Here is a 13195-nt window from a genome sequence, read left to right as displayed (position 1 = left end):
TTATCGCACTGCACAAAATATGATAACCGCATATTTGCCACCGGATGCTGACAAAAAAAGCAGAGCGGATGGGCTCTGCTTTTTTTGTCAGAATTCGATCAGGCCGGCTTTATTCCTGTGATTCTTTTTGCTGCTTGGCTTGCTTCGCATCGTCGGCGCTTTTTTCAGCTTTTTCGTTCGATGCGCTGGGTGCGACCCAGTTAAGTGGTTCAATTACGAATGGCTGCTTCTTGGCAGTCGGTTTGCTTGTCATGTTGAACTCCTTAGTAGCATTACAAAAGGCGCACCGTGCGCCTTCGTACTCTTCTAGGGTAACCTATCGCCAAGAATAAATCCAATCAGCTCAATAACTTAGACAAATCGAGGACCACGTGAAGCTAGCAACATGGAACGTCAATTCACTTAAAGTACGCCTGCAACAGGTGCTGGACTGGCTGGAAAGTTCTCCTGTAGAAGCACTATGTCTGCAGGAATTGAAACTGACCGACGACAAATTTCCCATCGAAGCTTTTCGGGAGGCGGGTTTTGAGGCCTGCTGGGCAGGACAAAAAACCTATAACGGCGTCGCCATCATTACCAAGGCAGCCGGCACCGACATACAACGCAACCTGCCCGGACTTGAAGATCCTCAGCAACGCATCATCGCAACGACGCTGGCAAGCCCGGCGGGTGACATTCGCGTGATCAGTGCCTACTGCCCCAACGGACAGGCCGTAGGCAGCGACAAATATGAATACAAGCTCAGGTGGTTCCAGGCCTTGCGCGACTGGCTGCAGCAAGAGCTGCAACGTTATCCACGCCTGGCAATTCTGGGGGATTACAACGTGGCGCCCCATGACGAAGACGTTCACGACCCACAGAAATGGGAGGGTGACGTCCTGGTTTCCGAACCCGAACGCGCAGCATTCAACTCCCTGCTTGCACTTGGCCTGACTGACGCATTCCGCCAGTTCGACCAAGAGGAAAAATCTTTCACCTGGTGGGATTACCGACGCTTCGCCTTCCGGCGCAACGCCGGCTTGCGCATTGATCACGTTCTGCTCTCGGATGCCCTGCTGCCCTATTGCGCCTCGTGTACGATAGACAAAGACCCCAGAAGGAATGAGCAACCGTCGGATCACACGCCTGTCGTTGCCACGCTGGACTTCAATCGATAGCACCACGGCAAACGGTGTTGCTATCGAGTTCACGTACAATCTGCACTGTTCCACACATTTCACACCAGCAAGCTACCCTTCCATGAGTATCCAGCCCCAGAGCACACTTGTAGACACCCTTGAGCAGGGTCTGATCCTTGATGTCCAGATCGAAGACCTGCAGTTCACTGCTTACGTCGTGATCAGTGCGCCCGACATCAACCTGGTGGCAGATTTCGTACCGGCCGAGCAGTTCGAGCAGGATGGCGATGTGCATGTGACAGCCGTCAGCCATCCGGACGAGGTCCGTACGCAAATTCAGGATCTCGCTTTCAATATGAACATGGGCGACGCCGCCGTATTCTTATGTGGTAACGCTAAGGTGTTCCAGCAAACCCTGGAAGAGCTCGGCCATCAGGCGCCCGACCAGCTTAATTAGCCACAGGCATCGTTCTTTTGCTATTCTTGCCCCTGACATTTCTTTTGTAACGCTTATCATGTCGTCTAACTCTGGCAATATTTTCATGGTCGTGGCTCCCAGCGGCGCGGGCAAATCCAGCCTGGTCAATGCCTTGCTTGCCCAAGACCCCAGCCTGGTTTTATCTATTTCCTGCACTACCCGTGAACCGCGGCCTGGCGAAGAAGCCGGCAAGCATTACCGCTTTGTGAGCCACGACGAATTCAACGAACTGCGCGACAACAATGCAATGCTGGAATGGGCCGAAGTGCATGGAAATTTCTATGGCACGCCACGCGACCGCATCGATGAAGCGCTGAGCCAGGGACACGACGTTCTGCTCGAAATAGACTGGCAAGGCGCCCGTCAGGTTACCAAGCACTTTCCTCAGGCAATTGGCATTTTTATTTTGCCGCCCTCGATCGAGGCCCTGGAGGCTCGCCTGACCAAGCGTGGGCAAGACTCACCACAAGTTATTTCGCGCCGATTGCTGGCCGCCGGAGGCGAGATGTCGCACGCTTCCGAGTGCCAATATGTTATTATTAATCAAGAATTTAGCGTCGCGTTGCGGCAACTGTCCGAAATTGTTGCAGCCACGCGTCTGCGTTATGCCACGCAAGCTCGGCGGCATACAGAACTCTTTTCACAATTGGGCATCAGCAAAACCATTGCTTGATGCTTCTAACCCTTTAATTCCATAGGTAAAAAATGGCACGCATTACTGTTGAAGACTGCCTGAAGCAAATACCCAATCGCTTTAACCTGACGCTGGCAGCGACCTACCGCGCCCGTGAACTGGCCCAAGGCCACGAGCCTCGCCTCGACAGCAAAAACAAGCCCACAGTAACCGCCCTACGCGAAATAGCTGCCGGCGCAACCGGTCTGGAAATGCTGCGCAAAGTGCCGACCTGATCAACTTCTGGGGATTCCATGGCGTTTTCCGTATTTCGTGGTGCTTCTTCAGGCCTGCTGGCCGCGCTAAAGAAAGGCCCACGGCTGCGCCGACGCAAAGGTGGCGGTAAACCAGCACAGTTACCGCCACCCCAGGAAGGCCCCAACACCATTGCATCGCTCGACCCGCTGACAAAAATAGTCAGCCAGTACCTTAAACCAAAGGAAGTCGAGCGCATAAAAGAAGCATACCGCTTTGCCGACCAAGCTCATCTGGGCCAGTTCCGGGCAAGCGGCGAACCTTACATTTCCCACCCCATTACCGTTACCGAAATTTGCGCCGGCTGGAAGCTTGACGCCGATTCCCTGATGGCTGCCCTGCTGCACGATGTCATGGAAGACCAGGGCATCAGCAAACAGGAGCTTGCCGAAAAATTCGGTACCGATGTGGCTGAAATCGTAGACGGGTTGTCAAAACTCGACCGCCTGGACTTTGCCACCAAGGCCGAACAGCAGGCCGAAAGTTTCCGCAAAATGTTGCTGGCCATGGCACGCGACGTGCGCGTCATTCTCATCAAACTTGCCGACCGCCTGCACAATATGCGCACGCTGGGTGCCGTGGCACCCGAGAAGCGACGACGCGTCGCGCGCGAAACCATGGAGATCTACACGCCTATCGCACACAGGCTCGGACTCAATGCCTTGTTTCGCGAACTGCAAGACCTTTGCTTCCAGGCCATGCATCCAAACCGCTATCAGGTTCTGCACAAGGCCATGATGGCTGCACGTGGAAATCGGCGCGAGGTACTTAGCAAAATCACCGAGGCCGCGCGTGTTGCCTTGCCGGCCGCTGGCATCGAGGCCGAAGTAAGCGGCCGAGAAAAATCGCTGTACAGCATTTATTCCAAGATGGTCGAGCAGAAAAAGTCGTTCTCCGACGTACTCGATATCTACGGTTTTCGCGTCATAGTGCATACGCTGCCGGAATGCTATCTTGCACTGGGCACGCTGCATCAGCTTTACCGCCCTGTGCCTGGCAAGTTCAAGGATTACATTGCCATTCCCAAACTCAATGGCTATCAGTCCCTGCACACAACGCTGGTCGGCCCCTACGGCACACCGGTGGAGTTCCAGTTTCGTACGCGCGACATGGATCACATTGCAGAAGAAGGCGTCGCTTCGCATTGGCTCTACAAAGACGACGACGTTTCGTTGAACGATCTGCAAAAACGCACCCACCAATGGTTGCAGTCGCTGCTCGACATCCAGAGCCAGACCGGTGATTCGGGCGAGTTCCTTGAACACGTCAAGGTCGATCTGTTTCCCGACGCCGTATACGTATTCACGCCGCAGGGCAAGATCATTTCGCTGCCACGCGGTGCCACCCCCGTCGATTTTGCCTACACCATTCACACTGACATCGGCAATCAGGCAGTCGCATCCAAGATCAACGGGGAGTTTGCGCCGTTGCGTACCGAGCTGAAAAGTGGCGACTCGGTGGAAATCATTACCTCACCGGCTGCCCGCCCCAGCACACAGTGGCTGAACTATGTGCGCACGGGTCGTGCCCGCTCCGAAATTCGCCACTATCTGCGAACGGTGAAATATGCCGAGTCCGTCGCTTTCGGCCTGCGCCTGCTCAACCAGGCGTTCGATCAGATGAATCTTCCGCGGCCGGCCGAAGACGATCCCGAATGGGAAAAACTCGCCAAGAGCTCCGGCGCCAGTTCCCGCGACGAGATTCTGGCCGATATTGGCCTGGGCAAACGCCTCGCCGCAGTCGTTGCGCGGCGGTTTGCCCCCGAAAACCCGCTACTGGCCACAACGGCTGCCGCCATCGACGAGCTCTCTTCCGTCACCAGCGCACCCATAGTCATACATGGCAACGAAGGCCAGGCGGTGCAGCTGGCGCCATGCTGCGGCCCGCTGCCGGGCGATGCAATTATTGGCGGCATACGCCTCGGACACGGTCTGGTCGTGCACATGGACGAATGTGCGGTGGCCCAAAGGCAGCGCGCGCGCGAACCCGAGCGCTGGATACCTGTCGTATGGGACGCCAATACTGCGCGTCACCTGAGCACCCGTCTTGACGTTACGGTCATCAACGAGCGCGGTGTGCTCGGCCGTCTTGCAGCCGAAATTACCGCGGCTGACTCGAACATCATGCACCTTACGATGCCCGACGATGCGGCTACCACCGGTCTGATCCACCTTACAGTACAGGTCGACAACCGCAAGCATCTGGCCCAGGTCATACGGGCAATACGCCACGTACCCCAGGTACAGAAAATCGTACGGGTCAAGGGTTAAGCATCAATCCAGGAATCAGGGCACAAAAGCATTGATGAAAATGGCCGGATCAACCCTCGCGTTGTTCAGGCTGACATTCCAATGCAAATGCGGTCCGGTGGCGCGCCCTGTCGCACCTACCTTGCCTATGACCTGCCCTCGCTCGACTGGCTGCCCCTGCTCGACCTGGAATGCCGACAAGTGGCAGTACATGGTGACAAAGCCCTGTCCATGATCAATAAAAACTGTCTTGCCATTGAAAAAATAGTCGGCGACTATGGTCACGACACCCGCGGCCGGCGCCTTGATCGCCGTTCCGGCAGGTACTGCAAAATCAAGTCCCGAATGGGCATTACGCTCTTCACCGTTAAAGAAGCGCCGTAAACCAAAGGGGCTGGACAGACGGCCACTGACGGGCTTGTCGAGCAACACATTGCTTGGCATTGTGGGGCGGAAATTCTTGTATGCCCGAATCTGTTCCTCATACTCGCGCTCAAAGCGCCGGGTTTGCTCGGGATCGGGGTTTACATGGCTCTTGTTCTTCAGCCTGATGTGCTGGCTCTTGTATTCCTTTGCCTTCACGCTGAAACTCAGCTGACGCTTGCCATTGGCATCGTGTACCTGCACGGTATGTGCCCCGACGGGGGTTTTCAGATCGAGCCCAACCACCGCAATCCATCTCTGGTCACTGTCTTGCAGCACCATTACCTGCTCACCCTTGAAGTACGCGGCAGGCGCTGCTGGAGCGTTGCCTGCATCAACCACCGCAACACCTCCGGGTACGGGATGATTCAGCAAACGCGTGATATAGCCCTGCGCACTCGCCATGCCTGGCACGAACAACACTGCGGCAATCAATAAAAAAGACATGCGACGAAACATAAGCATTCAGACTCCGGATTCAGGCGGTTGCACACGGCCGCCAGACAAATGCAGCTCACGCTGGCACAAGGCAGCCAGCTGCGGATCATGAGTAACCATTACCAGCGTCGTATCGAGCTCACGATGCAGTTCAAACATCAGCTCGATCACACGTGCCCCGTTGCGGGTATCCAGGCTGCCAGTGGGTTCGTCTGCAAACAGCAGCCTGGGTTGTACTACAAAGGCGCGCGCCAGGGATACGCGCTGCTGTTCGCCGCCGGAAAGTGTTTTGGGATAGTGCATCAGCCTGTCTTGCAGACCAACTCTTTCCAGCATGGCGGTCGCAGCTTCACGCGCCGGCTTGCCGGCCAGTTCGAGTGGCAGCATGACGTTTTCAAGCGCGGTAAGATTGGGCAGAAGCTGAAATGACTGGAACACAAAGCCAAGATGGGCTGCCCGTAATGCGGCCCGGGCTTCTTCATTCATGGCGAACAAATCTTGTCCAAGCAGGATAACCTTGCCGGAGCTGGGAACATCCAGACCCGCGAGCAGTCCAAGCAGGGTCGATTTACCTGAACCCGAGCTGCCCGTGATGGCCAGGGCTTCACCGGTTGCCACCTTAAAGCTTACATTATCCAGAATATCCAGTACCCCGGACGAATCCACGACCCGCTGGCACAACTCGTTAACTTCAATGGAATGGATCATACAGATGTCGATACGCCGTAGTTTTGCAATAGCTGTGCTGTCAGTGTTTATGTTGTCAGGCGGAGCAGCCTGGGCCCAGGTAGAGCATAACAGCCCTGCGTCCACCATATTGGTGATCGGCGACAGTCTTTCGGCAGAATACGGCCTGCGGCGCAATTCCGGCTGGGTTGCCCTGATTGAAAAGCGCCTGCATGAACACAAGCAGCCATATCAGGTGCAAAACAGCAGCATCAGCGGCGACACCACCAGCGGAGGCCTGAGCCGTTTACCCGAAGCGCTGCAGGACTACCAGCCCGATATCGTTATTATCGAACTCGGCGCCAACGACGCCCTGCGCGGGCTGTCGCTTGCCATGACTGAAAAAAACCTGTCGGAAATGATAACGCTGGCACAACAGGCCAACGCAAGTGTATTGTTGCTGGGCATGCAGATACCACCCAACTATGGCCGTGCATATACCCGGAAGTTCCAGGATTTGTTTCCGTTATTGGCTGAGCGCCACAACACGCAACTGACCCCATTTCTGCTTGAAGGCATCGCTGCAGACCGCGACCGGTTCCAGCCCGACGGCATACATCCGAACGAGGCCGCACAGGAAGTGCTGGCCGACAATGTATGGAAACAGCTGGAACCCATGCTGCAGGAACATGGGTCAGCTGCAGTGACAGCCGGTTAATTCTGGCTGTCGTTTTCGCCGGCAAGTGCCTCCTGGGCCTCCGGCAACAACGTTACCTTGGCTGCGGTGCGCATGGCTTGCAGTACGGCTTGCTCTTCAGCCTGGCCCAAGGCCTGATTCAACTGGAAAGGCAAGGCGGCCAGCATGACATTATTTTCATCGCCAGGCTTCACGGCTTCGATACGTGCAATCACATAACCCTGGGGCCCGTTCACTCCGATGTATACGGGCAATTTGTCTGTGGATGTCCCGAAGATTGCATCGGCAATGGATTTATCCAGACCTTGTGAATTGATGCGGCTGACCTCGAGAGGCGTACCGAACCCTTCAGGCACTTCTTCGACTACCTTGCTGAAGTCGGCCAATGCTGCCTGTCCGGCCTTCTCTGAAGCCAACAAGGCGCGCTCGTCCTTCAGTTGCTCGCGAATGTAGTCGGATACCTGGGCAACTTCGGGAATGTGCGCAGGCTTGACGCCAGCCACACGAACGACGACCATGCTGCCGGGAGTGATCTCGATCACGCCCGAGTTCTGTTTCTCGTTCAGGACAGCAGGTGAAAACAGAATCCGGCGCACACGCACGTCGTCGAGCAAGGCAGCATCTTCGCTGGCCGAAGCCGCATTGGCACCGACTTCATCGGATGAGAGCAACCGATCACGGGCGATACCCGCAGCACTCTTTATCTTCAGGCCCAGCTCGTCGGCAGCCGGCTGCAGGCTGGTCGGATTGTCGTAGACCAGGCTGGTCAGTTTGGTGGCCATATCGGCATAGCGGTCGGCCCCCAGCTGGCGACGGACTTCAGCCTCGACTTTGGCTTTGGCCTCTTCAAATGTTTCGCCCTTTTCCGGCTGCACTTCGTTCGCCAGGAATACGTGATAGCCGCCGGGCCCTTCTACTGCATCGGAAACCTGACCTGGCTTAAGTGCAAAAACCACTTGCTCGAGTGCGGCCGGCCAGGCTCCCTGGGTGATCCAGCCCAGTTTTCCACCTGCTTTGGCGGTACCGGCATCCTGGGACTCGGCACTGGCCAGTTCTGCAAACCTGGCGGTATCGGCTTGTGCCTGCTTGGCAAGATCCTGGGCCTTGGCCAGCACTTCTTTGCGCTGCTCTTCGGTAGCATCGGACGGTATGTTGACCTGGATGTGGCTGACGTTGACACGTGCAGGCTGCACATAGCGCGCCTTGTTCTGGTCGTAGTACTTGCGCAGCTCTTCGTCGCTGACTTGCGGCAGGTTCGCCATGGCGGCAGCCTCGTCGAGCAACAGATACTCTGCGCTTACCTGCTCGGGAAGCTGCAGGCTTTCTTTGTTCTTGTCGTACCAGGCCTGAATATCGGCATCGGAAATCTGCACGTCGCTCTCGTACTCTGTTGCCGGATAGGCCAGCAAGCGTACCGTACGCTCCTCGGTCAGGGCCAGGCCAAGCTTATCGATTACGACCGATGGCACCGAAGCGGTATAGGAAACGGGTCCAAGCACACGGCTCAATGCCATTTCGCCACGCTGGCTCTGCTCGAAGTCGCGGGTAGTCAGGCCTGCGGACGCGAGTGCATCGTTGTAGCGCTCGGGCGAGAACTGCCCGTCGACCTGCAACTGAGGCATGGCGGCGATGGCCTGGCGCAAGACAGTGTCGGACACGCTGAATCGCTCGTTGGCCGCTGTTTCAGCCAGCACACGCCGATCTATCATTGATTCCAGCAAAGCGCTACGGGCAGCAGGCGTATCGAGCACTGCCGGGTCAAAGCCACCCTGACTGCTCTGTTGCATCTGCCGCAATTGATTGCTGCGCGCCTGATCGAACTCTTGCTGAGTAATCGATGTATCACCGAGCGTGACGATATCGTGGTCGCCCGATACGTAATTGGTATAGCCGCTTACGCCAATCAGCACGAAGGACGGAAGGATCAATACCAGCAGAACCAGCTGCATCAGGCGTTGATGGGTGCGAATAAAATCGAACATTAAACACTCACTGACCTGCGACCCCATAGAGCCCGCAAGACGGTAACATCAAAAAAGGCGATATAAATCGCCAATATTATAAAAACCAGAGCGGCACGTGAAAATTTTATGCAGTTTACCACCACCATTACAGCAAGGCAGACGGCAGGAGCGATAAAATGCCAGCCACACCATGCTGCACATCGCAGTGCCTGCAAATTGACTCCGGAACACTGAAATGACACACCCCGGGCCACAGTGGCCTTACCCCGCATTGATAGCACATCGTGGCGCTGGCCGCCACGCACCCGAAAACACACTTGCTGCGTTTCGCCTGGGTGCCCGACAAGGCTTCAAAATGATGGAATACGACGTCAAGCTCAGCCGCGACGGAGTCGCCATGCTGCTGCACGACGACAGTCTGGATCGCACCTCGAATGCATCGGGCAACGCGGCCGAGCGCAGCTGGGCCGAACTGGCAGAGGTAGACGCAGGCGGCTGGCATTCTGCCGAGTATGCAGGCGAGCCGCTGCCGTCGCTGCATGCCATCGCCGCCTATACCCTGGCTAACGGCATTTGCAGCAACATAGAAATCAAGCCTCACACCGGCCTTGAGGCCGAAACCGGCACACAGGTCGCCCGATTGGCCCGCAAGCTGTGGGCCGGTGCCACACAGGCTCCGCTACTGTCGTCGTTCTCTGAAACCGCTCTGGAAGCCGCACTAAAAGAAGCCCCGGAGCTGCCTCGCGCACTGCTGATCGCCAAAGAAGTCCCGGCCGACTGGCATGATCGTGTACAGCGCCTGCAATGCTGCGGCCTGAACCTGAACGACCGTTACACCACCAAATCCATCGTCGATGAAGTACGCAAGGCGGGTTGTACGGTAGCCATCTGGACCGTCAATGACGCAGCGCGCGCACAAGAGTTGCTGGATTGGGGTTGTAATGCGATTGTTACTGACGAGGTGTTCAGCATGACACCCGACAAATTCTTCTAAGGAACCCTTTTGTTCAGCTACCGCCACGCCTTTCACGCCGGCAACCATGCCGACGTCCTGAAGCACGCCATTTTCGTGCATATTCTGGATCACATGAATCGCAAGGATACCCCGTACTGGGTCATAGACACCCACGCCGGGGCCGGCCTGTACGACTTGCGCAGCGACTGGGCTGCCCAGAACGGCGAGTTCACCGACGGCCTGGATCGCCTGCTGGGCGCCGACAACATGCCGCCGCTGGTAGAGCGCTATCTGGAAGAGGTTCATCACTTCAATCCCGACGGCGTCGCCAATTTTTACCCCGGCTCTCCCTGGCTGGCCTTGCGTGCCCTACGCACTGCAGACCGCCTGCGCCTGTTCGAAATGCACCCTTCGGAAGTGGATGTGCTCAGGCAAAACCTGCAGAGCCAGGGCCGTGCAGCCTTGCGACAAACCACAATCCATGAATCAGATGGCTTCACTGGATTGAAAAGCCAGCTACCCCCCGCCCCGCGCCGGGGTGTCATCATCATCGACCCCTCTTACGAGGACAAGCACGATTACCGAAAAACCCTGCAGGCGGTCAACGAAGGCCTGAAGCGGTTTGCAACAGGCTGCTTTGCAATTTGGTATCCCCTGGTTCAGCGCCTTGAGGTTCAGGAGCTGGTGCGTTCACTCGAACGTCTGAAAACACCCTGGGTGCATGCCAGCCTTACCGTACGCAAGCCATCGACAGACGGGTACGGGCTCCATGGCAGCGGCATGTTTGTGCTGAATCCACCCTGGACGCTGCACGATGAACTGGCGGTCGCGCTGCCCTGGCTGAGCGAAAGGCTGAAAATTGACGACAGGGCCGGCTTTACGCTGAAGCGGCACGAATCATAGGCCAGACGGGAACAACACCGGGCATATGCAATATGAAAGCCCGGTGCCCGACAGGCGATGACTACAGAAAACGTTCGCCCTCTTTCAGATAACGCCATTGCCCGGGAGGCAGATCGCCCAGCACGATACGCCCCATACGCACACGCTTCAGGCCTATGACCTTCAGGCCAACCTGCTCGCACATGCGTCTGATCTGCCGCTTCTTGCCTTCCTGCAGCACAAAACGCAATTGATCCTCGTTCTGCCATTCGACGTATGCCGGACGCAGCGGTTTGCCGTCGAGCGACAGGCCATGCCGGAGCATGGCCAGCCCGTTACCGGCAATCTTGCCTTGCACGCGCACGAGGTATTCCTTGTCGATGTCGGAATCTTCGTTGATCAGCTGGCGTGCGATGCGGCCATCTTGTGTAAGCACCAGCAAGCCCTGGGAATCGATGTCAAGCCGGCCTGCGGGAGCCAGACCGCGCAAATGACCTGGTTCAAACTTGAGCGGCGATTTATCAACGCGATAACGTGTAGCCGCGCTGATCAGTGAAACAGCAGGCCGGTACCCTTGCTCGGCCTGGCCTGAAACGTAACCGACCGGTTTGTTCAGCAAAATGGTCACACGTGAGGTCTGGCGGCGCTGCGCCTGCCTGTCGAGCGTGATCTTCTGGCCGGGCCAGGCTTTGCTGCCCAGCTCTGATACCACTGCGCCGTCGACACGCACCCAGCCTCGTTCGATATAGGCGTCGGCCTCGCGGCGAGAGCACAAGCCCTGCTCGGCCATTAATTTTGAAATTCGTACTTTTTCCATAAGCGATATTTTAAGACTTTGGCGATAATAGTGGTTATGCAATTACAGCCTAACCAACGAAGCACATGGAAGTCGGCCCCCATGCCCTGTCTGGGCCGAATACAAAAACACTGGCTTTTCCGGCCTGGCGCCCTGACGGCCGGTTTGCGCCAACTGGGAAACGTGCAATTAAGGGTCGTGAACGAGCAGGCGATCGGCCTGCATCCCGACGAGGCATGGATGCTCAGGCGCGATCCCCGCGACCCGGTCTGGCTGCGTGAAATCATGATGTCCATAGACGGCATCGACTGCGTATTTGCACGCAGTTTCACACCATTGAAAGCATCGCACGGATTATGGCAAGGCATGCGTCGCTTGCGTTCACGGCCGCTGGCAGACATGCTGTATCACAATCCGCAAATCACACGCTCTCCTTTCTTTGCCTGCCGTCTGCACCAGCAGAACCCGTTTTATGGCACCGCAAGACGCATTTACGGTCTGGATCGCCCCGCTGCCCACAAGCTGCTGGCACGTTGTTCTGTGTTCTGGCGCGGCGGCGAGCCTTTGCTGGTCGCCGAGTGCTTTTTGCCGGAATTCTGGGCGCTCGCAGCGCGATCGGCCTATGCCCAGGGGCAGGATCCGGCCAGGGTGTAACTTAGCGCCAGCGCTCAACCTCGACTGACACGCTGTCGCTGTCGGAAGCAATCAGGGCAACGCCTTCCTGTATGGTCACATGCAAGACCATATTGCGCTGTGCCAGCGCGGCCAAAGCCTGCACCGCCGAAGGGTTGACCGAAAGCACGCTTAGCCGGCGCATTCTGGCCACTGCGCCCTGCACACCCTGCCACCAGACCTGGCTGGCGTGGCCACCATAGCAAAACACCACGACCTCGTCTGATTTACCGCTGGCTTGCAACAGACGCCGCTCATCGGGATGACCGAGTTCTATCCAGTTCAGAATGGCGCCGGTAAGATCCTTTTGCCAGAGCGACGGCTCATCGGTTGTGCTCAGCCCACGTGTGAACGCAAGATCTTCATTCGCGTACAAGGAAAAAGCCAGCACCCTGAGCATCATGCGCTCGTCGGTTTCGGACGGATGCCTGGCCAGTGTCAGCACATGGCTGCCGTAATAGTTGCGGTCGGTATCGGCCACATGCAATTCAAGCTTGAATATCGTGGCACGCAAGGCCATGTTTCAGTACTCCGCCAGCCCGGTTTACAGCGCGTCTATGCCCGACTCGCCGGTACGTATCCGCACGGCTTGCTCGACGGCCGTAACGAAAATCTTGCCGTCGCCTATCTTGCCCGTATAGGCAGCCTTGATAATGGCATCGATGGCGGCATCGACCATGGTGGCTGGCAGGACGACGTCTATGCGCAGCTTTGGCAGAAAATCAACCACGTACTCGGCACCCCGATACAGCTCGGTGTGGCCTTTCTGGCGGCCAAAACCCTTCACTTCCGTGACGGTAAGGCCGCTGACTCCCATGTCGGCGAGCGCTTCTCGTACTTCGTCCAGCTTGAACGGCTTGATGATGGCCGAAACTTGTTTCATTAATTGGCTCCAGAGTAAAGGAAAATTATCGCACGCCGGCAGGCAT

Annotated in this window: 16 protein-coding genes; 9 read left to right on the top strand and 7 right to left on the bottom strand. The window is 56.9% G+C overall.

The genetic code is table 11. From position 1 onward, the window contains the following. Positions 1-109: 109 nt before the first annotated feature. Positions 110-253 carry a hypothetical protein gene (locus LKR43_RS03970; RefSeq protein ID WP_227682557.1) on the bottom strand — a complete coding sequence of 48 codons (144 nt, stop codon included), beginning with the start codon at positions 251-253 and terminating at the stop codon, positions 110-112. Positions 254-371: 118 nt separating this feature from the next. Here LKR43_RS03970 and xth point away from each other — a divergent pair, with 118 nt between their 5' ends. From xth to LKR43_RS03945, 5 genes are all read left to right on the top strand, one after another. Next, positions 372-1157: an exodeoxyribonuclease III gene (gene xth, locus LKR43_RS03965; RefSeq protein ID WP_227682555.1), complete on the top strand. Its 786-nt coding sequence runs from the start codon at positions 372-374 to the stop codon at positions 1155-1157. 82 nt (positions 1158-1239) lie between these two features. Continuing rightward, complete coding sequence (locus LKR43_RS03960; RefSeq protein ID WP_227682554.1) at positions 1240-1575, top strand: hypothetical protein; 336 nt, start codon at positions 1240-1242, stop codon at positions 1573-1575. A 58-nt stretch (positions 1576-1633) separates the two neighbouring features. Continuing rightward, positions 1634-2269 carry a guanylate kinase gene (gene gmk, locus LKR43_RS03955; protein ID WP_227682553.1) on the top strand — a complete coding sequence of 212 codons (636 nt, stop codon included), beginning with the start codon at positions 1634-1636 and terminating at the stop codon, positions 2267-2269. 32 nt (positions 2270-2301) lie between these two features. Then, on the top strand, positions 2302-2505 hold the full coding sequence (gene rpoZ, locus LKR43_RS03950) for a DNA-directed RNA polymerase subunit omega (protein ID WP_227682552.1): 204 nt from the start codon (positions 2302-2304) through the stop codon (positions 2503-2505). An 18-nt stretch (positions 2506-2523) separates the two neighbouring features. Next, on the top strand, positions 2524-4794 hold the full coding sequence (locus tag LKR43_RS03945; protein ID WP_227682550.1) for a bifunctional (p)ppGpp synthetase/guanosine-3',5'-bis(diphosphate) 3'-pyrophosphohydrolase: 2271 nt from the start codon (positions 2524-2526) through the stop codon (positions 4792-4794). Between the two features lie 15 nt (positions 4795-4809). Here LKR43_RS03945 and LKR43_RS03940 read toward each other — a convergent pair whose 3' ends face one another. Together LKR43_RS03940 and LKR43_RS03935 are read right to left on the bottom strand one after the other, a co-directional pair. Next, positions 4810-5655, bottom strand: coding sequence for a peptidoglycan DD-metalloendopeptidase family protein (locus LKR43_RS03940; protein ID WP_370632066.1), 846 nt, complete (start codon positions 5653-5655; stop codon positions 4810-4812). A 6-nt stretch (positions 5656-5661) separates the two neighbouring features. Then, positions 5662-6342: an ABC transporter ATP-binding protein gene (locus LKR43_RS03935; protein ID WP_255675951.1), complete on the bottom strand. Its 681-nt coding sequence runs from the start codon at positions 6340-6342 to the stop codon at positions 5662-5664. Between the two features lie 4 nt (positions 6343-6346). Here LKR43_RS03935 and LKR43_RS03930 point away from each other — a divergent pair, with 4 nt between their 5' ends. Further along, positions 6347-7018, top strand: coding sequence for an arylesterase (locus LKR43_RS03930; protein ID WP_370632059.1), 672 nt, complete (start codon positions 6347-6349; stop codon positions 7016-7018). Here LKR43_RS03930 and LKR43_RS03925 read toward each other — a convergent pair. After that, complete coding sequence (locus LKR43_RS03925; protein WP_227682548.1) at positions 7015-8979, bottom strand: SurA N-terminal domain-containing protein; 1965 nt, start codon at positions 8977-8979, stop codon at positions 7015-7017. The two genes, LKR43_RS03930 and LKR43_RS03925, sit on opposite strands and share 4 nt — an antisense overlap. Before the next feature lie 217 nt (positions 8980-9196). Between LKR43_RS03925 and ugpQ the strand changes: the two genes are divergently transcribed. Beyond that, on the top strand, positions 9197-9955 hold the full coding sequence (gene ugpQ / locus LKR43_RS03920; RefSeq protein ID WP_227682547.1) for a glycerophosphodiester phosphodiesterase: 759 nt from the start codon (positions 9197-9199) through the stop codon (positions 9953-9955). A gap of 9 nt (positions 9956-9964) precedes the next feature. Beyond that, positions 9965-10819, top strand: a complete 855-nt coding sequence (locus LKR43_RS03915) for a 23S rRNA (adenine(2030)-N(6))-methyltransferase RlmJ (protein ID WP_227682546.1) — start codon at positions 9965-9967, stop codon at positions 10817-10819. Between the two features lie 61 nt (positions 10820-10880). Here LKR43_RS03915 and LKR43_RS03910 read toward each other — a convergent pair whose 3' ends face one another. After that, positions 10881-11615 carry a pseudouridine synthase gene (locus tag LKR43_RS03910; protein WP_227682545.1) on the bottom strand — a complete coding sequence of 245 codons (735 nt, stop codon included), beginning with the start codon at positions 11613-11615 and terminating at the stop codon, positions 10881-10883. Positions 11616-11696: 81 nt separating this feature from the next. Here LKR43_RS03910 and LKR43_RS03905 point away from each other — a divergent pair, with 81 nt between their 5' ends. Beyond that, on the top strand, positions 11697-12248 hold the full coding sequence (locus LKR43_RS03905) for a chorismate lyase (protein ID WP_370632058.1): 552 nt from the start codon (positions 11697-11699) through the stop codon (positions 12246-12248). Between the two features lies 1 nt (position 12249). Here the strand turns inward: LKR43_RS03905 and LKR43_RS03900 are convergent, their stop codons facing one another. Then, the gene (locus tag LKR43_RS03900; RefSeq protein ID WP_227682543.1) at positions 12250-12786 is read right to left on the bottom strand and encodes a YaeQ family protein; all 537 of its coding nucleotides are present in this window, start codon (positions 12784-12786) and stop codon (positions 12250-12252) included. 24 nt (positions 12787-12810) lie between these two features. Further along, positions 12811-13149, bottom strand: coding sequence for a P-II family nitrogen regulator (locus LKR43_RS03895; protein WP_227682541.1), 339 nt, complete (start codon positions 13147-13149; stop codon positions 12811-12813). Positions 13150-13195 lie beyond the last annotated feature (46 nt).

Origin of the sequence: Pusillimonas sp. MFBS29 (assembly GCF_020687695.1) — a bacterium.
Classification (GTDB): domain Bacteria; phylum Pseudomonadota; class Gammaproteobacteria; order Burkholderiales; family Burkholderiaceae_B; genus Pusillimonas_C.
Note: the sequence above shows the minus strand (reverse complement) of the source record. Positions and strands in the feature narration are given on the sequence as shown.

What these genes read in the sequence shown, in the direction of transcription:
- LKR43_RS03970 (WP_227682557.1), bottom strand. Translation starts at nt 253, where the DNA reads ATGACAAGCAAACCGACTGCCAAGAAGCAGCCATTCGTAATTGAACCA.
- LKR43_RS03960 (WP_227682554.1), top strand. Translation starts at nt 1,240, where the DNA reads ATGAGTATCCAGCCCCAGAGCACACTTGTAGACACCCTTGAGCAGGGT.
- gmk (WP_227682553.1), top strand. Translation starts at nt 1,634, where the DNA reads ATGTCGTCTAACTCTGGCAATATTTTCATGGTCGTGGCTCCCAGCGGC.
- rpoZ (WP_227682552.1), top strand. Translation starts at nt 2,302, where the DNA reads ATGGCACGCATTACTGTTGAAGACTGCCTGAAGCAAATACCCAATCGC.
- LKR43_RS03945 (WP_227682550.1), top strand. Translation starts at nt 2,524, where the DNA reads ATGGCGTTTTCCGTATTTCGTGGTGCTTCTTCAGGCCTGCTGGCCGCG.
- LKR43_RS03940 (WP_370632066.1), bottom strand. Translation starts at nt 5,655, where the DNA reads ATGTTTCGTCGCATGTCTTTTTTATTGATTGCCGCAGTGTTGTTCGTG.
- LKR43_RS03935 (WP_255675951.1), bottom strand. Translation starts at nt 6,342, where the DNA reads ATGATCCATTCCATTGAAGTTAACGAGTTGTGCCAGCGGGTCGTGGAT.
- LKR43_RS03930 (WP_370632059.1), top strand. Translation starts at nt 6,347, where the DNA reads ATGTCGATACGCCGTAGTTTTGCAATAGCTGTGCTGTCAGTGTTTATG.
- LKR43_RS03925 (WP_227682548.1), bottom strand. Translation starts at nt 8,979, where the DNA reads ATGTTCGATTTTATTCGCACCCATCAACGCCTGATGCAGCTGGTTCTG.
- ugpQ (WP_227682547.1), top strand. Translation starts at nt 9,197, where the DNA reads ATGACACACCCCGGGCCACAGTGGCCTTACCCCGCATTGATAGCACAT.
- LKR43_RS03910 (WP_227682545.1), bottom strand. Translation starts at nt 11,615, where the DNA reads ATGGAAAAAGTACGAATTTCAAAATTAATGGCCGAGCAGGGCTTGTGC.
- LKR43_RS03905 (WP_370632058.1), top strand. Translation starts at nt 11,697, where the DNA reads ATGCCCTGTCTGGGCCGAATACAAAAACACTGGCTTTTCCGGCCTGGC.
- LKR43_RS03900 (WP_227682543.1), bottom strand. Translation starts at nt 12,786, where the DNA reads ATGGCCTTGCGTGCCACGATATTCAAGCTTGAATTGCATGTGGCCGAT.
- LKR43_RS03895 (WP_227682541.1), bottom strand. Translation starts at nt 13,149, where the DNA reads ATGAAACAAGTTTCGGCCATCATCAAGCCGTTCAAGCTGGACGAAGTA.